This is a genomic window from Corynebacterium callunae DSM 20147, from assembly GCF_000344785.1.
In the GTDB taxonomy this organism is placed as follows: domain Bacteria; phylum Actinomycetota; class Actinomycetes; order Mycobacteriales; family Mycobacteriaceae; genus Corynebacterium; species Corynebacterium callunae.
Genome location: NC_020506.1, coordinates 2528131 through 2548401 on the forward strand (window position 1 = coordinate 2528131; position 20271 = coordinate 2548401).

At 52.6% G+C, this 20271-nt stretch carries 17 protein-coding genes and 1 pseudogene; 5 read left to right on the forward strand and 13 right to left on the reverse strand.

Annotation, left to right across the window (positions count from 1 at the left end):
- Positions 1-109: 109 nt before the first annotated feature.
- On the forward strand, positions 110-961 hold the full coding sequence (locus H924_RS11790) for a hypothetical protein (RefSeq protein ID WP_015652187.1): 852 nt from the start codon (positions 110-112) through the stop codon (positions 959-961).
- Here H924_RS11790 and H924_RS11795 read toward each other — a convergent pair.
- The 8 genes from H924_RS11795 to H924_RS11830 all read right to left on the reverse strand — a co-directional run bounded on the left by H924_RS11795 (position 958) and on the right by H924_RS11830 (position 9301).
- Positions 958-2133 carry an FUSC family protein gene (locus H924_RS11795; protein WP_015652188.1) on the reverse strand — a complete coding sequence of 392 codons (1176 nt, stop codon included), beginning with the start codon at positions 2131-2133 and terminating at the stop codon, positions 958-960. The two genes, H924_RS11790 and H924_RS11795, sit on opposite strands and share 4 nt — an antisense overlap.
- A gap of 127 nt (positions 2134-2260) precedes the next feature.
- Positions 2261-3295 (reverse strand): class II fructose-bisphosphate aldolase, encoded by a 1035-nt coding sequence (gene fbaA / locus H924_RS11800; RefSeq protein ID WP_015652189.1) that lies wholly within the window; start codon positions 3293-3295, stop codon positions 2261-2263.
- Positions 3296-3553: 258 nt separating this feature from the next.
- Entirely contained in the window at positions 3554-4771 is a 1218-nt protein-coding gene (locus tag H924_RS11805) for a glycoside hydrolase family 76 protein (protein ID WP_015652190.1), read from the reverse strand.
- A gap of 126 nt (positions 4772-4897) precedes the next feature.
- Entirely contained in the window at positions 4898-5569 is a 672-nt protein-coding gene (locus H924_RS11810; RefSeq protein WP_029703000.1) for a TrmH family RNA methyltransferase, read from the reverse strand.
- The gene (gene pyrE / locus H924_RS11815; RefSeq protein WP_015652192.1) at positions 5553-6107 is read right to left on the reverse strand and encodes an orotate phosphoribosyltransferase; all 555 of its coding nucleotides are present in this window, start codon (positions 6105-6107) and stop codon (positions 5553-5555) included. Before pyrE ends, H924_RS11810 begins: the two co-directional genes overlap by 17 nt.
- Positions 6108-6244: 137 nt before the next feature.
- A complete protein-coding gene (locus H924_RS11820) occupies positions 6245-7654 on the reverse strand; it encodes a type III secretion system chaperone family protein (protein ID WP_015652193.1) in 1410 nt (469 codons plus the stop codon).
- Positions 7655-7696: 42 nt separating this feature from the next.
- Entirely contained in the window at positions 7697-8521 is an 825-nt protein-coding gene (locus H924_RS11825) for a sulfurtransferase (protein WP_015652194.1), read from the reverse strand.
- A gap of 54 nt (positions 8522-8575) precedes the next feature.
- Positions 8576-9301, reverse strand: a complete 726-nt coding sequence (locus tag H924_RS11830) for a helix-turn-helix domain-containing protein (protein ID WP_015652195.1) — start codon at positions 9299-9301, stop codon at positions 8576-8578.
- A gap of 167 nt (positions 9302-9468) precedes the next feature.
- Here H924_RS11830 and H924_RS11835 point away from each other — a divergent pair, with 167 nt between their 5' ends.
- The gene (locus H924_RS11835) at positions 9469-10875 is read left to right on the forward strand and encodes an MFS transporter (RefSeq protein ID WP_015652196.1); all 1407 of its coding nucleotides are present in this window, start codon (positions 9469-9471) and stop codon (positions 10873-10875) included.
- Here H924_RS11835 and H924_RS11840 read toward each other — a convergent pair whose 3' ends face one another.
- The 4 genes and pseudogenes from H924_RS11840 to H924_RS11855 form a co-directional block, all read right to left on the reverse strand.
- Positions 10876-11277 (reverse strand): DUF4265 domain-containing protein, encoded by a 402-nt coding sequence (locus tag H924_RS11840; RefSeq protein WP_015652197.1) that lies wholly within the window; start codon positions 11275-11277, stop codon positions 10876-10878.
- 5 nt (positions 11278-11282) lie between these two features.
- Positions 11283-13841: an ATP-dependent chaperone ClpB gene (clpB, locus tag H924_RS11845; protein ID WP_015652198.1), complete on the reverse strand. Its 2559-nt coding sequence runs from the start codon at positions 13839-13841 to the stop codon at positions 11283-11285.
- Positions 13842-13859: 18 nt separating this feature from the next.
- Positions 13860-14198: a hypothetical protein gene (locus H924_RS11850; RefSeq protein ID WP_015652199.1), complete on the reverse strand. Its 339-nt coding sequence runs from the start codon at positions 14196-14198 to the stop codon at positions 13860-13862.
- A 23-nt stretch (positions 14199-14221) separates the two neighbouring features.
- Positions 14222-15590 (reverse strand): annotated as a pseudogene (locus H924_RS11855) (sodium/glutamate symporter).
- A gap of 160 nt (positions 15591-15750) precedes the next feature.
- On the opposite strand from H924_RS11855, the gene H924_RS11860 reads away from it, so the two are divergent.
- The 3 genes from H924_RS11860 (at position 15751) to H924_RS11870 (ending at position 19395) form a co-directional block, all read left to right on the forward strand.
- Positions 15751-16911, forward strand: coding sequence for an NAD(P)-binding domain-containing protein (locus H924_RS11860; protein WP_015652200.1), 1161 nt, complete (start codon positions 15751-15753; stop codon positions 16909-16911).
- A 95-nt stretch (positions 16912-17006) separates the two neighbouring features.
- Complete coding sequence (locus H924_RS11865; protein ID WP_015652201.1) at positions 17007-18050, forward strand: LLM class flavin-dependent oxidoreductase; 1044 nt, start codon at positions 17007-17009, stop codon at positions 18048-18050.
- A gap of 178 nt (positions 18051-18228) precedes the next feature.
- Entirely contained in the window at positions 18229-19395 is a 1167-nt protein-coding gene (locus H924_RS11870) for a hypothetical protein (protein WP_015652202.1), read from the forward strand.
- Here H924_RS11870 and H924_RS11875 read toward each other — a convergent pair.
- Entirely contained in the window at positions 19392-20180 is a 789-nt protein-coding gene (locus tag H924_RS11875; protein WP_015652203.1) for a carbon-nitrogen hydrolase family protein, read from the reverse strand. The two genes, H924_RS11870 and H924_RS11875, sit on opposite strands and share 4 nt — an antisense overlap.
- Positions 20181-20271: the final 91 nt, after the last annotated feature.

Here is a 20271-nt window from a genome sequence, read left to right on the forward strand (position 1 = left end):
CACATCCGATCCGTGAAGTAGGAGTATGCACGCGTGTGCGCACACAGACGTTATTTCATCTTACTAGCCAATGGATAGTTTTTAATCATTGCAATACTAAGCTTGCGGTATGCGTCTTGTGGTCCTGCGTTGTGATGCCCCTTCAATAAGCGATTTTTCCGTCGCTCCAGTCCCTCCGGAGGTGCATGATCTTCCTACAATTCCCGCCCGGCGCGACCTTCGCGTGATCGATGACGCTGCCTTTGATGTACTCCCCGTAGACCCCACCCCTTCGCTGGATGACATTGCCAAACAGCCCGATGTGGCACACCTTGGCACCCCGCAATTTGCGCCCCAAAAACCTGAGCGACCTTTGCGCATTGTAGTTATTGGTTCTGATGCAGCGCTTTCTGCAGTGCTCACCCGCCTGATGCGGGCGGATAATATGTGGGCGGAAATCGGCTTTGTGCCACAGGGGGAGTCCATTGCGGCCACCAGTTGGGCACTGCCCAGCGATCCGCAGGAAGCCTTGAACTTCGCGCTTACCCAGCCGGTGCGTCCAGTACCGCTGATCCGTGACGATGCTGCGGTGGCAGTCGCAGGTGCTGCCACCATCACCAACTGGGATAATGCTGAGATCACCGGTGAGATTATCGTGGATGACCACGTGCAGATCCGCCATGAAGCCAGTGCCAAGATTCCCCGTCGTGGAATTTTCGGAGCCCGCTTGGTGCCCATGCTGGACGCCCCTGGCATCGCCGCTGTCACCATGGACACTCCCCTGCCCGGCGCAGTGCCCTCCCGTGGCCTTTTTCCGCGTAAATCCGGCACCGTTATTGCCCAAAGCTTATCGACGGGGCGAGCTTTGCAGGCTGGCGGCCTGTCCCTCCGGGTACAGGTTGACGGCACCTCACGTAAAAGGCCGGTAGAAAGGGTTACTTTCTACCGGCACCTGCGTGATCTTCAAATTGTGCGGCCCTAAACCTCGTCCTCTTCGTGCCACACCTCTGGTGGGTATGCGGGACTATCAGAGGTAGGCACCAGCACTGCCACTGCGGATTCGCGGGACATGCCGCAGATTTGCAAAAGATCCACGATGATCGAGCGTGACTGCGCCAAAATCACCTGGGCGGAAAGTACATTTCCTTCCGCTACTTCTGTTCCCACATGGCTGCCTAGTTGGCGGAGACGACGTACAAGTTCTGGGATTTCAATGGCTTCACTGATTTCTTTATGGCGTTCATAGAGATCAGAGAGATGCAGGGAAATATCTGCGATTTCCTCAATGATCTTAATTTGTTCTTCACTCACGCTATCGCCATCTTCTGTAAGCACCACTGCACGACGGGCCAAGACGCGGGAATTGCGGACCACGTTGTCCACCGGCCCCAAAATGCGAAATAGCGAACGGATTCTTCCTCTATCACCCCAAAGGAAAGGTGAAATGGTGGTCATTTCCTTGCCTGAGGAGGCAGCTGTGGTCAGCTTATCCACCGAGGCCTGGGATTTACGCAGGGCATCCAAGGCTTGATTAAGTTTGGCGGTGTCATGGGCACGGAGTGCATCAGCCACATCATCCAACACACTAGAGGCAATGCCCAACACATTGGATACCTGATGACGGCCAGCATTAAGCGGCGAAGTGGGCAGCAGAGCAATAACCAAAATACCCACTGCGCCACCAATAAAAGCGTCCACCATGCGGTCGACGCCGCCACCATTACCAGGTGGGAAGATGGTGGCAATGAGGATGCCGCCGATGGCCATTTGGTTGCTTACCAATGGCGCAGGTGACACAAATGAAGCCACTAACAGGGCTAATCCAACCACTACAAAAATTTGCCAATAGCCGGTGCCAATTTGCATGACCAAGAGATCCCCCAGGCCAACGCCCAAAGAACAGCCCAGTGTTAACTCAGTGGCTCTCTTGATTCGATCACCACCAGAGAGTCCCAGGATGATCACTGCAGCCATGGGGGCAAAGAATGGTTCAGTGTGGCGCACCACTTCAACAGCAATTAAATAGGCGACACCAGCGCCAATGGCGGAATGCAAAATAAAGAACAGGCGCGAACGTACCCGCAGCACCCTATTACGCAGGGATTTATCTAGCTCAGACAGGCGCGCAACTGTCCCGAGTCTCTTCTTCGGCATTGCCCCAGATTAGCGATTCTTAAAACTCTAAGCATTTTTACTCCCCCATCACCAAACCCCCGACCAGCTACAAGAGCTGAATCGGGGGCTGGAAGTAGCTAGATCCCTAAAATGCTGGGGAAATGACTTACTTAGCGGTGGTCTTACCCACGGAGTGCAGGTCCTGGCAAGCCTCAAGCACGCGCTCGGACATACCCTGCTCTGCCTTCTTCATGTAAGAACGAGGATCGTAGACCTTCTTGTTGCCAACTTCGCCGTCAATCTTGAGAACACCGTTGTAGTTCTCAAACATGTGGGAGACGATTGGGCGGGTGAAAGCGTACTGGGTGTCGGTGTCAACGTTCATCTTGATAACACCATAACGCAGTGCCTCTTCGATCTTTTCCTTCTCGGAGCCTGAGCCACCGTGGAAAACGAAGTCGAATGGCAGAGCCTCATCAGAAAGACCAAGCTTCTTGCGAGCAACCTGCTGGCCCTCGAGGAGCACCTCTGGGCGCAGCTTGACGTTGCCTGGCTTGTAAACGCCGTGGACGTTACCGAAGGTAGCTGCGAGCAGGTAGCGGCCGTTCTCGCCGGTGCCGATTGCGTCGATGGTCTTCTCAAAGTCCTCAGCGGAGGTGTAAAGGTTTGCACCAGCCTTAGCTTCAACGCCGTCTTCTTCGCCACCGACAACGCCGATTTCAACCTCAAGGATGATATTGGCGGCCTTAGCCTTAGCCAGCAGCTCCTGAGCGATCTCAAGGTTCTCAGCGATTGGAACAGCGGAGCCATCCCACATGTGGGACTGGAATAGTGGAAGCTCGCCGCGGTTTACGCGCTCCTGGGAGATAGCAATCAGTGGGCGAACGTACTCGTCCAGAACTTCCTTCTGGCAGTGGTCGGTGTGCAGGGCAACGTTGATGCCGTAGCTCTTGGCAGCCTCGTGTGCGAATGCTGCAAGAGCGACTGCGCCCTTGACCTTGTCTTTAACCGCTAGGCCGGAACCGAACTCAGCACCACCGGTGGAGAACTGGATAATTCCGTCGGATTCAGCCTCTGCGAAGCCCTTAAGAGCTGCGTTGATGGTTTCCGAAGAGGTGCAGTTGATGGCTGGGAAGGCGAAGCCGCCTTCCTTAGCGCGATCGAGCATCTCGTTGTAGACCTCGGGAGTTGCGATAGGCATAGAGTGTCTCCTCCAAAAGGTGACTGTTGCTGAACAATATGTTTATGAGAACTGCTTTTGGAAAAGTTTCCAGGCGCAGAACGTGCGAGCCACATAGTCCACATGATGATGTCCGATCATTTCCGATCAGACAGGGCCTGTGGTCTTAATGACTGCCTAACGTCAATTATGCCTGCATCACTCGCATTTTGCCCTGTGATCTTTCACGAGACTGCAGAATCTTTTAAAACCCCAGGTCAATGCCCCACACCAATGGGGTTAGAGGCCTCTTCCAGTGAATTCACCCTCATTACCCTCGAGTTTTTCCACCACTCGTGCTGCCGCTTCCATAAGCATCCAACCGGACAATTGCACGGAAAGGTCCCGTTCATCCACCCGAACCACGCTGACCAGGTCACTCAGGCCAGAGGAACTAAGACCAAAGTTTTGCGGCAAACGGGCATCGGTAGTCCAGTCGGTGGCAAAAACGGGCAGACCATCAACTTCAAGACGGTGGTTCCAGACACTTTCGGCAGATTCAAGGACCATGCGTGCAGCTAGCTTTTTGGTTTCGCGGTTGCTGGGGGAATCATCCGGCAAACGCACGGCTATATCGGCTAGGTAGCGCACCAAAATGCCCTTAAACAGTCCGCCGTCTCCATCGCCGGTATTCCAGTCAATAACCCCAGCAGAATTTGTCATTTTGCGAGAGACCGCATTAACCAAAGCATGGATATGCGCATAATACTGAAGCGCATCTTCCAATTTGTCAGCTTCACTCCAGTGCTCCACGGTGGTTCCGCTAACACCGGCACGTTCCTGCAGCTTGAGGCCAATTTCCAAACATGCGCCCAGGGCCACACCTTGGCAATATGGGTGAATATTGCTGACTAATTCCGGGCCGTGCATACGCATGCGCAGACCATCCATGACCAAGCCGTCACCATCAATGAGGGTGTCGAAGATCCAGTCAGTAATTTGGCGGGCTTCTTTTAAGCGCCCGGTACGCGCCATCATGATGGCTGCGGGACCATTGGAGGGCACGTTATAGAAGGTTTCTCCAGAACGCCATGGCAATACCCCGGTAAGGGAATCAATGCCGGCGACAATATCGGTTTCCAAAGGCGCAAGAGACTTTGGTGCACGAACTTTGCGCACTTTCCCTGCGCGTCCTAAAGCAAGTGCTAACCAGGCTTTATCGTCATAATAACGATTGGTGGTCAGCTTTTTAACGTTGCGCACGGAAATACCACGCATAGTGTCACGAATGCGATCACGGCGGGCTTTAGTGGTGCGGCGGCGGGCTGCATCAACTAAACAATCTAGATAATGCGCCTGCCACCAGTAATGCCAGTGGATAAAGAGTTTTTCTTTGGCGTTTGCCGGCCATGCCACATGCCCGAGGTTGGTTCGGGGCAGACCCCAAACCCGAGCAGCATGGCGCTCGTTAATGGCGGATTCCGCCAAATCAGCTCTATTAACCCATTTGTGTATCACTGAAAGTTTCTTCGCTCCGATGCAGTCTCGCTGGGGTGATCTGGAGATCAAACTAGACACCAAAAGTATAACGAAAGACTAACAATGCGGAAGCGGAAACTATCCCTAAAATCTACCCCCTCTTAGCTACCAAGCTTGGGAGAGATCAGCGTGCTGGCGAATCCAGGCATGCATGGCAATACCAGCAGCTACACCAGCATTAATAGAGCGCGTAGAACCGAACTGCGCAATTGAACAAGTCATCAGCGCACCGGCGCGAGCTGCTTCGGTAACTCCCGGACCTTCCTGACCAAAAAGCAATAGGCACTCTTTAGGCAACGTGGCCGTTTCCAAAGGAATTGAACCTGGGGTGTTATCAATGGCAACCACGGTGAGATCATTGTGGATTGCCCAGGCCAATAGGGATTCCACATCTGGGTGATGCATCAAGTGCTGATAACGGTCAGTGACCATAGCACCCCTACGATTCCAGCGACGTCGGCCCACAATGTGCACTGTATCCACGGCAAAGGCATTGGCAGTGCGTACTACCGTGCCGATATTGGCATCGTTTTCGAAATTTTCGATAGCAATATGCAAAGGATGACGGCGGGTGTCAATATCATTGACAATCGCTTCGCGAGTCCAATATCGATAGGCATCAACCACATTGCGGCGATCACCCTCGGTGAGCAGGGTTTCGTCGAAAAGCGGGTCTGTAGGCCGAGGTACGCCGGGGTTTTCCTCTTCCCAAGGACCTTTACCCACGCGGCTTTCGCCCCACTCGGTGGGGCCTGGGGTGTTACTTGAGTCCAAGATCTTCAAGACCCAAAAGGCTACGGTATGGCAGGCCCTCAGCAGCAATAACCTCATCGGCGCCGGTAGCACGGTCAACCACGGTGGCCACGCCGACAACCTCAATGCCCTCAGCGCGCAAGGCAGCAACTGCGGTGAGCGGGGAATTTCCGGTGGTGGTGGTATCTTCCACCACGAGCACCTTCTTGCCAGTTAGGTCTGGGCCTTCGATGCGACGCTGCATACCGTGCTTTTTAGCCTCTTTGCGGACCACAAAAGCGTTGATATCGCGACCATCTGCATGCATGATTGCGGTGGCGACAGGATCAGCACCCAAGGTCAGACCGCCCACAGCGTCATAATCCCAATCGGCGGTGGCCTCGCGCAAAAGCTGGCCAATCAGACGAGATGCACGTGCGTGCAGGGTAGCGCGGCGCACGTCGATGTAGTAGTCAGCCTTTTTGCCAGAGGAGAGGGTAACTTCTCCATGAACAACGGCCAATTCCTTAATAAGCTGCGCCAACTCAGCACGAGCGGCAGCATTAATGCTTGGAGCAGACATCCAAGGCCTTCCCTTCTAATAGATCCCAGAATTCTTTTTAAACTCGTGTTCCAGCATAGAGGCTGGGGTGGACACAACCTGCCACCACTTAAGTTTTAAACCTGCGCGCCTTACTTGCAGGCACTAGCCTGCAGGCCTTAGGACTGCCAAGGCTGTGGAGGTTCATTGCTCTCTGGCGAATCCTCAAAGATGGAGGACTTGCCATTAAGATCGCGCACTACCCGCGTGCCATAAAGGTCTGAAGGTGTTTGTGGGCTGCCATCTGCGATGGACTCCACAGCATCAGCACCCAAAGAACGTGGCTCAACTACTCCCCGGCTTTCCTGATGTCCGCGCACCGGCATCTGCAAAGGCTCCTCCGGGCGAATCACCAGTGGCTGGGAAAGATCGGCTTCCGCAGGCTCAATGGTGTGCTCTGGTTTTGGGGGTGCAGTGGGCTTCAAACGCGTTGGTTCAAGCAGCTTCAAATCCGCCTCCACCTTGTCAAAAGAACGTGGGGGCAAAGTAAAGGAAGCATCGGTGAGCAGTGCTAAAGGATGTAAAATCTCTTCCCAATCCTCCGCCGTTGAGCCCTTAATGGTCTCTGCCAGCACCCATTCAGATTCCAGCCATACAGCGGTAACTGCCTCTGGCATGGCTTCAAAAGCTGCCAAAACACGTTCATCCACAAATCGCTGAGCTACACCGGCATCATTACTGAGCAGGCGAAACTCTGAAACATTGGCAATTTCTACGAGGTCTTCAGACTCCTCGCGCGCAACATCCGCCGCTGGCTCCCCACGACGAGCATCAATAACCAACTCCGAGTTGGTGCCACGACGCATCGCCATCACCGGAACCCCAGCTAGATCGACCAAATGGGTTTCGTAACCAGCAGCCATTCCGCTGACTACATCGCGGGCCACCGCTCCGGTTGAGGCCGCTCCGCGTGACCACTCATCAGTTAAGAAAGCGTCTTCTTTAATAAAGTCAAAATTGTGGCGCGCAGCCCAGTGCTTGCGTTCGCGGCGCTGGGAGCCGGGCAAAGAATTCAAAAAAGAGTGCTTTTCGACGCCCCGCTGCTCCTCATCCAGCGTGGCAGCGGGCTCTACCGTTTCAAGGGGTTCTGCTGCCGGTGGAATAGGTGCGGGAGCCGGAGCTTCCTCCGCTTGCTCAAATTGCGCAGCACTTACCTCAGGGACTGCCGCTAAATCAGCTTCAGCTGCAGTATCTAGCTCTTCAGCATCATCTTCATAAAAATCAGCTGCGCGATCAGGCTCAGCAGCCCGGCGCGCTGGCTGTTCTTGCGGTGCCTGAGCTGCCTCATCGCGCACAATTGGCTGCGGTGCAGTTTCATCCCAGGCCTGCGGCTTAGATGCCACAGGCTCAGCTTCTACGAATTCAGCTGCTGCTGGAGAATCCTCAAAAGTGTCTTCCTCATATGCGGAATCCACCTCTGCCACTGCAGCAGAACGCGTGGCGCCACCGCGCTTTGCGGTATCTGTACGCCATAGAGCAATACCAGCCATCAGGATTAAGACGGCAAAGACCAACACCAGAGTTTCCATCACACCTGACACCTTACTGGCTGTTGGTGTACAAACCGAGGTTTAGGACTCCACAGGGTTACGTGGATTGGCGCTCCACTGCGACCAACCAGCAAAATAATGAGATGCGCCAGTGATTCCAGCGTGCTCCATTCCCAATAAAACTTGGGAGGAGTGGTTGCCTGAACCGGAGTAAACAATGACGTTCTCGCCACTTTCTACGCCGATTGCTGCAAAGATATTCCGAATTTCTTCCGGGGTCTTAAAAGTATTGTCCGCATTAAGCAAAGAGCGTGCTGGCACATTTATCGCGCCTGGAATATGACCGGCTTTAAGGTCCAACATTTCACGACGTCCCGCAAAACGGTCCGCGTCACGGGCATCAATCAAAATACCCTCGTGGTTTTTTACATCATCAATGTTGGATACCGGCATTTGTCCGGGGTTGGGGCGAACATTGCAAAAATGTGGGAAATTTCCCGGTCCACCTGCATGGCCGAGGTTGTGGTCTTCCCATTTTTGAAAGCCACCATCAAGAAATGACACATTTGGCATGCCAGCCCACCGCAGGACCCACCAAGCACGAGAAGCATAAAGGCCACGGCCTTGGTCATAAACCACAATGTCACGATCGGTGTTCAGACCCCAGTGTCGGAAAGAACGCTCCAGCAGCGCCATTGTGGGCAGTGGATTGCGGCCATCAGCGGAAGAAGGAATGCCTGCTAGTTCAGTTGCAGGATCACAAAAGATAGAGGTGGGAATGTGTTCGGAACAAAAAATGGTACGTCCGGCACCTTCAATCGGCGCCCAAAAAGAAGCGAGGACGGTGAGTTTATTACCAGCGTGGATTGATTCAGCAAGGGCAGTTGGGTGCATCAACACTGTCATGATTAATGAGCCTATGCGTATTTATCCACTTGTGCAGAAGTAGCGCTTTTCGCCCTAATTCTGCCAGCTTTGGGTAAGGAATTCCGCGGCTTCAAAAAGGCGCAAGCTGTGCAGATCAATAACTAATTGCACTGGCGCTACAAAATTTAAGCCATCTTGTGCAAAACTGCCCACCAGTTCAGTTGCTCCGATAGGCACAAAAATAACATTTGCTTGCGCAGGATCTGTGACTTTTTGGCCAAATCCGGCATCGGCTAACTCCGCAATACCCTCATGCCAAATAACAGTGGGTCCTGCCACTTCCCTGCCCATAATTACAGAGGCAGCAGCCGCTCCCGAGATTGCCCACGCCAGATTCTCTCCAATAAAAAACTGTGGCAAGGTAGCTAATGGTAAGGCCTCAATGTGGAAATACTGAGCTCCATTGCGATTGTTTATGCCTTGTAGAATGCCGGCCTCTGCCACCAAGGTCAAAGGATCGTTGATATTCCAGCGTGCAAAGCGATCCAGCCAAGCGACAATATTGTCGTCTTGAGGATCTTCCGGAAGGGCATCATCAATAAGGGTTCGTGCTGCTGCAACGGCATAGGGATCCGAGGCTGGCACCGCTGCCACATCCAAATCCAGACCTAAAGCTAAGGCAACTTCGCGGAGTGTGGACAAGGTGGGTTCACTGGTTTTATCCCCCACTCTTTTTAGGGTGGATCGAGAAACCCCGGATCGCCGGGAGATGCGCGTTGGTTGTTCGGCTGCAAGCGCAATGAGTTCATCGATTTTCACACTTAATAATGCTAATGGCTCGCTTTTTCCTAAGTTTCACTGACCGTTCTTTGGAAACTCGGAGGTTTGCCTACCTGGCCCAACTCTGCTGTGCCGTATATTTTAGCAAGAAACAAACAGCTAATTTATAATTATTAGCTTTGCTCCCCACCTTTCGGAGGCCCCTTGTGAAGACCTTTCACAAAGTCCTGATCAACACCATGATCGCTAATATCACCACTGGCTTTTTATTTTTCGCTTTGGTCTTTTGGATCTATTTGGAAACCCATGACGCTGCCCTCACTGGCATTGTCAGTGGCGTGTATATGGGTCTTATCGCGTTAAGCTCCATCTTCTTTGGCACTGTCGTGGACCATAATCGCAAAAAGTCGGTGATGGTTTTCTCCTCCATCATCACTTTGCTCTTTTATGTGTTGAGCGCCGTGGTGTGGGTGTTGTGGATGGATACTTCCCAGTTGAGCACCAGTTATGTGCCCTTGTGGTTCTTTATGAGCTTTATCATTATCGGTTCCATCGTGGAACATATGCGCAATATTGCTCTCTCCACAGTGGTGACCTTGTTAGTTCCAGAAGCAGAACGCGATAAGGCAAATGGTCTAGTCGGTGCCGTGCAAGGCGTGGGATTTTTGGTCACCAGTGTGATTGCGGGTTCTGCCATTGGTTTCCTCGGCATGGAGGCCACCATGTGGATCTGTGTGGGATTGTCTTTGGTGGCACTTATCCACCTGCTGCCCATCAAAATTGCCGAGCCGGAAATTATCTCCCACGACGATGCGCAGGCTGCGGTACAAGCAGCTACCACCGCAGAAGACGGTGAAGTGGCAGTTCCTAACCCGGCCAGCGATCTCTCCATTGTGTCCAAAGGAATTGATCTAAAAGGCTCAATGAAAATTATTTTGAGCGTGCCGGGACTTTTGGCGCTAGTGCTTTTTGCTTCTTTTAATAACCTAATCGGTGGCGTGTACTCCGCGCTGATGGATCCCTACGGCCTGGAGCTTTTTAGCCCGCAAGTGTGGGGTCTGATGCTAGGCCTGAGCAGCTTAGGCTTTGTGATAGGCGGTGGCTTAATTTCCAAAACCGGTCTAGGTAAGAACCCGGTGCGCACCTTGTTGTTGGTCAATGTTGGGGTGTCTTTTGTCGGCATGTTTTTTGCCATCCGCGAATGGTGGTGGCTCTATGTGCTGGGTATTTTCATCTTCATGGTTATTACCCCGGCTGCCGAAGCCGCAGAACAAACCATCCTCCAACGCGTTGTCCCCTTCCGCCAACAGGGTCGAGTTTTTGGCTTAGCCATGGCGGTGGAAATGGCTGCCAATCCGCTTTCCACAGTGGTTGTGGCCATCATTGCGGATGCCTACTTAATTCCGTGGATGCAGGGCGCTGGTGCAAACTCCATCTGGGGCACTATTTTGGGCGAGGGTAATGCCCGTGGCATGGCCTTGATGTTCTTTATCTCTGGTGTGATCATGCTGGTTGTGGTGCTGCTGGCGTTTATGTCGCGTTCTTATCGCAAGCTCAGTGAGCACTATGCCACCTCGAGCCAAGACATAGCTGAGGCGGCAAGCACCACATAGTTAAAGCGCGCGGTAGATAATTCCCTCGGTATGAAGGCTATCCAATAGGATTTCCAAACCATGGGATGGGGAATCCGGCGCGATATTTACAGTGAGCATTTCTGACATTGGTGCTTCCACGTATAGACCCAATGCTTCTAATTGCACTTGAACATGTGTTGCAGCGATTGCGTCGACAAGCACTCTGAGGGTTTTGTTGCCACCGGCAACTGCCACGCTGTGAAATTCCAGCACTTCATCCACGCGGTGCGCCCGCACCACGTCGCCTAAGGCGCAGTCGCGGGCAACCGCCGGGAGGGTGACTACTAGGTAGTAGCCCTCCGCAAGCGGTTCCACACTGACTTCTTCGGATTCCACTCCTGGAATATCAAGCGGAATGCGTAGCTTTTCCCGTTTTGGCACCTGCCTTAGGCCGCCCGAGAAACTTCGAGTTTCTGACCACCGTCGGCGACGTCGACAAGCACCCCGTCACCATCGCGGATCTCACCGGCCAGGAGTTCCTTGGCCAGCGCATCGCCGATGGCTTGCTGGATGAGGCGACGCAGTGGACGAGCACCATAAGCTGGGTCATAACCGCGTTCTGCCAGCCAAGACTTGGCACTATCGCTAACGCGCAGGTTCAGGCGACGGCTGGAAAGACGCTCTCCCAGCTGCTTAATCTGGATGTCAACAATGCTGCGCAGCTGCTCCTCAGATAGTGGATCGAAGATGACCACATCATCAAGACGGTTGATGAACTCCGGCTTAAATGCACGCTTAACAGCGTCCATCATCTGCTCCTTGGTACCGCCGGCACCGAGGTTGGAAGTCAAAATCAAGATGGTATTGCGGAAATCAACAGTCCTGCCCTGGCCATCGGTTAAGCGACCTTCATCAAGAACCTGCAGCAAAATGTCAAAGACATCAGAGTGAGCCTTTTCTACTTCATCGAAAAGCACCACCGTATAAGGGCGACGGCGCACGGCCTCAGTGAGCTGACCACCCTGGTCGTAGCCGACATATCCCGGAGGGGCACCGACCAGACGAGCAACCGAGTGCTTCTCGCCATATTCCGACATATCAATGCGAATCATGGCGCGGTCATCATCAAAGAGGAATTCTGCAACAGCCTTGGCCAGCTCCGTCTTACCCACACCGGTAGGTCCCAGGAAGAGAAAGGAACCGGTAGGACGGTTAGGATCAGCAACACCGGCACGTGCTCGGCGCACCGCATCAGAAACTGCAGTCACCGCAGCCTTTTGGCCAACCACGCGGTTGCCCAAAACACGCTCCATGTCCAGCAGTTTCTCGGTTTCACCCTGCATCATCTTGCCGGCTGGAATACCGGTCCAGGCGGCAACAACCTCAGCGATGGTATCTGGGGTAACTTCCTCAGACAGCATGGAGTTTTCATTAACTCCCACTTTGTTTTCTGCTTCCTCAATCTGCTTTTCCAGCTCGGGAATGCGGCCATAGCGCAGTTCGGCTACGCGGCCATAGTTTCCTTCACGTTCAGCGATATCGGATTCAGAACGCAGTGCTTCCAGCTCTTCTTTAATTCCGCGCACATCATCAATGGCAGATTTTTCATTCTGCCAACGTGATTTGAGCTCGGAGAGCTTTTCACGCTCATCGGCTAGCTCTGAACGCAGACGCTCCAAACGTTCCTTGGAGGCAGCGTCGGATTCCTTACTTAGTGCAACCTCCTCAATTTCTAGACGACGCACCACACGCTCAAGTTCATCAATTTCCTGCGGAGAGGAATCAATTTCCATGCGCAGACGAGATGCTGCCTCATCTACCAGGTCAATTGCCTTGTCTGGGAGGAAGCGACTGGTGATATAGCGGTTGGAAAGCTCAGCTGCGGCAACCAGTGCAGAGTCCTGAATGCGAACACCGTGGTGGACTTCATAACGTTCTTTAAGTCCACGCAGAATACCAATGGCATCTTCTACCGAAGGCTCACCTACATAAACCTGCTGGAAACGACGTTCCAGGGCAGCATCCTTTTCGATGTACTTACGGTACTCATTCAAGGTGGTGGCACCAACCAGGCGGAGTTCACCACGGGCTAGCAGTGGCTTAATCATATTGCCGGCATCCATTGCGGATTCACCGGAAGCACCGGCACCCACAATGGTGTGCAGCTCATCAATAAAGGTAATTACTTCACCATTGGCTCCCTTGATTTCATCAAGCACAGCCTTGAGACGCTCCTCAAATTCACCACGGTATTTAGCACCGGCAACCATGGAACCAAGGTCCAGGCTGATCAGTGTCTTGCCCTTGAGTGATTCTGGGACATCCCCTGCCACAATGCGGCGTGCCAGGCCTTCGACGATGGCAGTTTTACCAACGCCTGGTTCACCAATCAGCACTGGGTTGTTCTTGGTACGACGGCTCAGCACCTGCACCACGCGGCGGATTTCCTGGTCACGGCCAATTACCGGATCAATCTTGCCCTCACGAGCGAGTTTGGTTAGGTCAGTGGAGTACTTCTCCAAAGCCTGGAACTGGCTTTCTGGATCCTGGGTGGTCACACGCTGGGAACCACGCACGGATGGGAACGCAGCCTTGATCGCATCATAGGTTGCACCCTTAGCTTTAAGTACGTCTGCGGCATCAGATTTACCGCGCGCAATACCTGCCAAAAGCACCTCAGTGGAGACATATTCATCACCGAGCTCGCCCGCTAGTTCCTGCGCAGCGGTAAAGGCATTAAGCGCATCCCTATTGAAGTTAGGGTTGGCCATATTAGTGCCCGAAGCCTTGGGATAAGTGCTTACCAGGCGCTTTGCTTCCGCAAGGACAGCCTTAGGGTCAACACCTACAGCGGTGAGCACTGGGGAGGCCACACCATCAGCTTGTTCCAAGATGGCAGCAAGCAGGTGGGCGGGACGAATATCAGGATTTCCGGCAGCAGATGCCTGTTGCAGCGCAGCCTGGAGTGCCTCATTGGTTTTGGTGGTTGGATTGAATGAACTCATGTCATTGCCCTTTCTCTTTCAGGCGCCAACCTTTATCAATACAGGTAAACGCCTATTTTTTGCTTCTCTACTAATTATAACGCATAAATAGTTGAGCCTGTTCCACTCAAGGTGAAAAACTTTAAAAATTTTTTCAGCAAACTTGAGTGGACTCGAATCAATCTTAAGCAATTGTTCAAGTTTTAGCATCAGGGTCATCCCCCAAACTAGTCGCCAGCTGCCCAACCCGGTGGCAATCAAGGCACACAGCGCACGTAGCCTGGCATTTTCCGCGCAATACTGCGCTTTTCGACGCAACCCCGATGCTAAAGGCGCTTTAAATAACAAAATCCCAGCTGCATAGCCGAAGCTTTGCACCTGGGATCACTCAGGAGAGTTTCTTATTCAACTTCTAATGGAGTGCCCTGAGCACGAACATGTCCACGAACATGTCCACGTTCCGGCAACCATTTAAGAGCCCACACCAAAACCATAATTACAACTGCCAACAGCAGCGCGACCCAGCCAAGTCCCATGCTAAATCCACCAATAACCGCAATTGGCGCAATAATTGTCATTCCGATTTCAAAGGGAGCAAAGCCAATGTAGGCCACGCCGTATTCATTAAGCGTGCCGGATTTAAGTTTTGGATCCACGATCTTGAGCAGCGCAATGCCGGTTGCCACTGCAGCTGTTGCCCAGCCCCAACCAAAGACCGCGCGCTCCAGCCACTTTTCACCAAAGAAGCGTGGTGCCACCCAGAAGAAAAAGAAGCAACAGTAGACAACACCAATCACAAAGAGCACCACCAGCGGAATCCAATAATCCGCAATGGCAGCAGGTGCAATGGAGGCAATACCAAAGGCAATGAGGTAATCAGTTGCTGCACCGGAAACTGAATTTACAGTCTCTCGATCCAAGTAATCTGGCTTTTTCAGCAGGCGCATGAGCGCCATGCCCGCAATGCCCACCACAAAGGACATGGCAAATAGTGGAATGGACACAGAGGGGAAAGCTCTTTGAGCCAACCATTAATGGCATAGGCAATAGCTACGGTAAAGAAGATGATTCCGGCATGCAGCGCCAGCGGTTCAATAGCCGAAGGGTTGGTACTGGCCTTACCAATTGAGGGACGCTCGCCGAGTTTATCGATATATCCAGAGCGCAAATCCCATGGCAATTGCGCAGGCATTGCTGAGGTTTTACCCTTTTTGATTCCCCAGGTGGTGAAGATAATGCCACCAACAATCGCCGCAAAAGTACCCACAGTTGCCGAGGTGAAGCCCAAGGAAATTGCAGCTTCCGCACCAGCAGCTTCCAGGGAAGTTCCTACTGCCGCTGCGGTTCCAAATCCACCCACAAAGCCAACTGGCAGCATCATGCCAAACCAGTCTTCAGTGCCCCATACTGGTTCAAAGAGATAAATGCCGAGCAGAATAAATAGACCCCATTGGCCGACAAACATGGCAGTAGAAAAAGCCCACATTGTTTTCACACCGCTGCGCACACCACGGTCAAATTTCATGGAATATGGCATCGCCGCAAAAACAATGGCAATAAGTACGGTGGTGTAGGTGGAAATATGCTCAGACCAGCTAATAAAGCCCAGAACTTTAGGACCTAGGATCATGCCAATCAAACCAGCTGTAATAGAGGAAGGAATAAGCAAGGTCTGGAAAAAGGAATCTTGCGTCGCATAATGCTGCCGATAAGCATTAAGCCCGAGATCCACCCCACACCCAAGATCAAACTGTACGGTGTGTATTCCATACCCAAAACACTTCCTTCCATCTAAGCTCGAAGCGAAGAATCTATTTGATTCCCCGCATATAAGTTTCGAATTGTTGAAAAAAACAGTGACTTTAGTCGAGCGATCCATTTCTTCCACATTCCCTTAACATATCAAGGAATCCCTGTTACGATTGTTGACATGTCAAGTATCTATGATGCAATCATCATTGGCGCAGGTCAGGCCGGACTTGCAGCCGCTCATGAGCTTGCCCGTCGCAACCTTAAGCCCGGCATCAACTTCCTCGTCCTCGATTCCAATAAAGGCCCCGGTGGCGCCTGGCGTCACCGTTGGGATTCCCTAACTCTCGGCAAGGCGCATGGCATTGCCGATCTCCCCGGCCTTGCCATGACGTGCCCCGACCCTGCCATCCCCGCTTCAAAATTAGTCACCGAATATTACAATTCCTATGAACAGGAATTTGATCTCCAGGTGGTCCGTCCAGTCCAGGTCACAAAGGTCTCCCCCACCGATGACACTGACCCCACCTCGCCTCTAAAAATTGAAGCCAAAGATGGTCACGAATGGCAGGCTCGTTTTGTACTAAATGCCACGGGCACCTGGACTAATCCTTATGTGCCTTATATCCACGGCATTGATAAGTTTCAAGGCAAACAATTACATACTGCGGGTTATCACAAGGCTGAGGACTTTTCCGGCCAAAAAGTGCTAGTAGTTGGCGGTGGTTTAAGTGCCGTGCAATTTCTGCTGGAGCTTGAAAGAATTGCCGATACCGTCTGGGCAACTCGTCGTCCACCAAACTTCACCAGCCGCGAATTTGACGCCGGCTGGGGCTTGGCGGTGGAAAAGGCAGTGCGTGAGCGCACCTATTCCGGCAAAGCCCCGGTCAGCGTGGTGCGCACTACTGGCATTCCACAACTTCCCGATTATTTGGCAGGTGTGGAGCGTGGCCTGATTGTCAGCCATGGCATGTTTGATGAGATCACTCCCACTGGCGTGGTTTTTGGCGAACCCCACACCCATATCTCCCAAGGCTTGGGCCCCTCAGCAGGTTCAACGCTGGCAGTCCCACAAAGTTGGGACCCTTACCCTGCCGGCACCGAAGTAGATGTTGATGTCATTTTTTGGAATACCGGATTCCGCGCAGCCTTGCGCCATTTAGCACCCATGAAATTGCGCGGCACCGGTTCAGGCCGCGGCATCGAGCTCAGCGATGAGGTCAGCCCCACCGCCGACCGTCGCGTCCTGCTTGTCGGGTATGGCTCCACGGCATCCACCATCGGCGCCACCCGCGCGGGCCGCATTGCCGGCAAAGCCACCGCCGAGCGGCTCGGCCTTTAACGCTTTTCGACGAAAACCTGCAGGTATTTCGCGATGGAATTTCTGCACTACAATTTTAGTTGACATGTCATAGAAATAGTGGAAAGGTTCAAACCATGAAGGCATTTGGATTTTTAAGTTTTGGCCATTATCAAATTGGTCATGAACGCTCCATGCTGAAACAAGCATTAGAGCTGTCAAAGAAAGCAGACGCCATGGGTGTTAATGGCGCCTATTTCCGCGTGCATCACTTCGCCCCGCAAGGTGCTTCCCCCATGCCGCTTTTGGGTGCCATTGTTGGCGCCACCAAGCACATTGAGGTCGGTACCGGTGTAATTGATATGCGCTATGAATCTCCTCTCCATCTCGCGGAGGAAGCAGCAGCTTTGAACCTGCTTGCTGACGGTCGAGTGGCATTGGGAGTATCCAGGGGATCACCCGAGCCAGCTGAAAAGGGCTGGGAAGCCTTCGGTTATGACGGCGGCGATGACCCCAAGGCTGCTGGTATGGCTCGTGAAAAGTTCCAGCGGTTCCTTAATGCCATCGATGGTTATGGGATGGCTGTTGCTGCAGAAAACCAGTATCCACGCCTTTACACCCCAGGTACTCCATTGCCTGTTTTCCCACATGATCCTGACCTGCGTAAATCCATTTGGTGGGGTGCAGGCTCCCACAGCACTGCCGAACAGGCTGCTCGCGATGGTGTAAACCTCATGAGCTCCACCCTGGTCGCAGAAGCAACGGGACAGGCTTTTGGTGATCTGCAAGCTGATCAGATCGCCTTTTATCGTGCTGCATGGAAGGAAGCCGGACACGATTGGACTCCTCGTGTGTCTGTGTCTCGTTCCGTCTTCCCAATTGTTACTGACCGCGACCGTGAGCTTTTTGGTCTACAAGGTCAGGGTGGAGATCAGATTGGCTTCCTTGATGATTCCCGCACCACCTTCGGACGTACCTATGCCGGTAGCCCCGATGAGCTTATCGATCAGCTGAAGAATGACCGCGCGGTCATGGAGGCTGATACCTTGATGCTCACTGTGCCTAACCAAATGGGTGTGGAGCTTAATGCTTCTATTTTGAAGAATTTTGCTGAGCACGTGGCTCCGGAACTTGGCTGGAAGCCAAACACTGAGGGTCTTGTTAGCGGTTATGAATTCTAATTCTTAGATAAAGACCCTTTTTCTCGGCACCATCGCTGCTTTGGAGCTCAAAATCTCCTGCGCGATGGTGCCGATTTCATAGTAGAAATTACCATCAGAGGTGGCGTCGAAAAGCGCTTTAAAAACGCCCCGACACGCGCAAGGTGCGCGCCACCTTTTTTACTGAGTTGGGGGCACAATGGTTTTTGTGACACCTCGACCTCTTAAAGCTGTCGTTGACCTCATTGAGGACAATGCCTCCACATTTCTTGATGCAATTGCGCAGCGGTTGCTCTCTTTGGAGCCCGGCGCGCGCGGACAATGGCCCAGCCCCGATGATCAAACTCATGTCAGCCTTGCTGAATTGTTGACCTCCTTGCTTGATGACACTGGTCCAGAAGGCAAGGTTGAGCAAGAAACGCTTGATTATTTTAAAGAGCTGGCTGTGGATTATCGCCGTTTTGGAGTTTCTCCGAAGTCGCTTTTGGCTTTGGGTGAGGCTATCCGAATTGAGCTGCGAATTTTATGCGCTGATTTACCTTTTGAAACGGTACTTTTTGCAGAACGAGCAGTTTCTGCCACTGCGCTAGCGATGTCTGCCAGTGCCCAAAAAGCCGAGGATGAAGGTGTGCTGCCTTTTATTTCTGCCCAGGTTGTAGAGGTGGAAAAGCGCAGCCGCAGGTTTTCGGTGGTGCGTTTACAAGCTGAGCAGCCACTTCCCTATCAAGCTGGCCAATTTGTGCCGGTGAGTACGGATTATTTGCCCAATACCTGGCGCTATTTTTGCCCCTCCATTCCTGCAAATAAATGGGGTCAGGTGGAGTTTCATATTCAATCCGATGTGGATGATATTTCTAGGTTGTTGGCCACCACCCACCCTGGGGATAGATGGATCATTGGCCCCGGCCAAGGCGATTTTGGGCAAGTAAAGATGTGCGAGCCCAATGATTTGTTATTTATTGCCCATGGCACCGGTCTTGCACCCCTGCGCGCTTATATGTTTGAGCTGCTTAATCAGGCAACTCCGCCGCGCTTGCACTTTTTTGTGGGCGCCGATTATCCCGGTGAACTTTATGACTTAATGGGCATGTGGAATTTTGCCGCCGCCAGCCCCTGGTTATCGGTGGTTCCAGTGACCACACATGAAAAAGACGAGTGGTGGGTGCAGTCCACCGAGGCCTCCAAACCACCGCGTGGCCTGCACTTACAGCAAGTTGGCTCAATGGCCAAGATTGTCACTGATGTGGGCGCCTGGGCGGATCGTAATGTTTTAATTGCCGGACCTGAGCAGTGGGCCCGCGATATTAAAAGAGCAATGATCCGCCGTGGCACTCCAGCTGGACAGATTGAGATTTTGGGATTTTAAAGTACCGGAATACTATTTCGGACTTTTTCTAGCTCGCTGAGATCAATATCCACAATGAGGGTTTCCTCCTCATAACCAGCCTCAGCCACTACTTTGCCAGTGGGATCTACCACCACGGAATGGCCAGCCCCGGTTGGACCTTTGCGCTCTTCCTGGGGACGGGCCTGATCGCATGCAGCGATCCAGGTGGTGGAATCCAAGGCACGAGCACGGCTGAGTACCTGCCATTGCTCCACCTTCCCCGGACCATCTTGCCAAGAGGTAGGCACCACAATAATTTGTGCACCTTCTCGCGCCAACTGCTTAAACTGCTCCGGGAAACGGATGTCATAACAAATAGCCACGCCGAAACTCACACCATCAACCTCAAAGAGCATAAGCTCCTCACCAGGCTTAACGGTGTCTGATTCCCGATATCCAAAGGCATCATAGGTATGAATTTTGCGATACCCCTGATGTAAACCAGCACCGGTAATCAGTGCCGTATTGTGCACGCGATCAATTTTTTTACCCTCTTTTTCCACCGTGTCAGCTGGCACAAACATTCCAGCAACAATGACAACGCCCAGCTCAGATGCTAATTCCCGAACTGCAGTGGCAAATTCGCCATCGAGGTTTTCAGCTTGTTTATCAAGCCGGCCAGTGCCAAAAGCTTGGGAGGTAGCTTCCGGGAAAACCAACACCCGAGCACCTTTTTTCGCAGCATATTCGGCAGCCTGGCGAAGATGCTCAAAATTAGCCATCTTATCGGCATTTGTTGTAATTTGCAGCAGGGCAATACGCATAATTCACAGCCTAGGCGCTTGGTGGAGAGTTATGCACAGGTTCGCGGGAAGCATTCTTGCTCAAATATTCATTTCCGGCTTTGATAGCAAC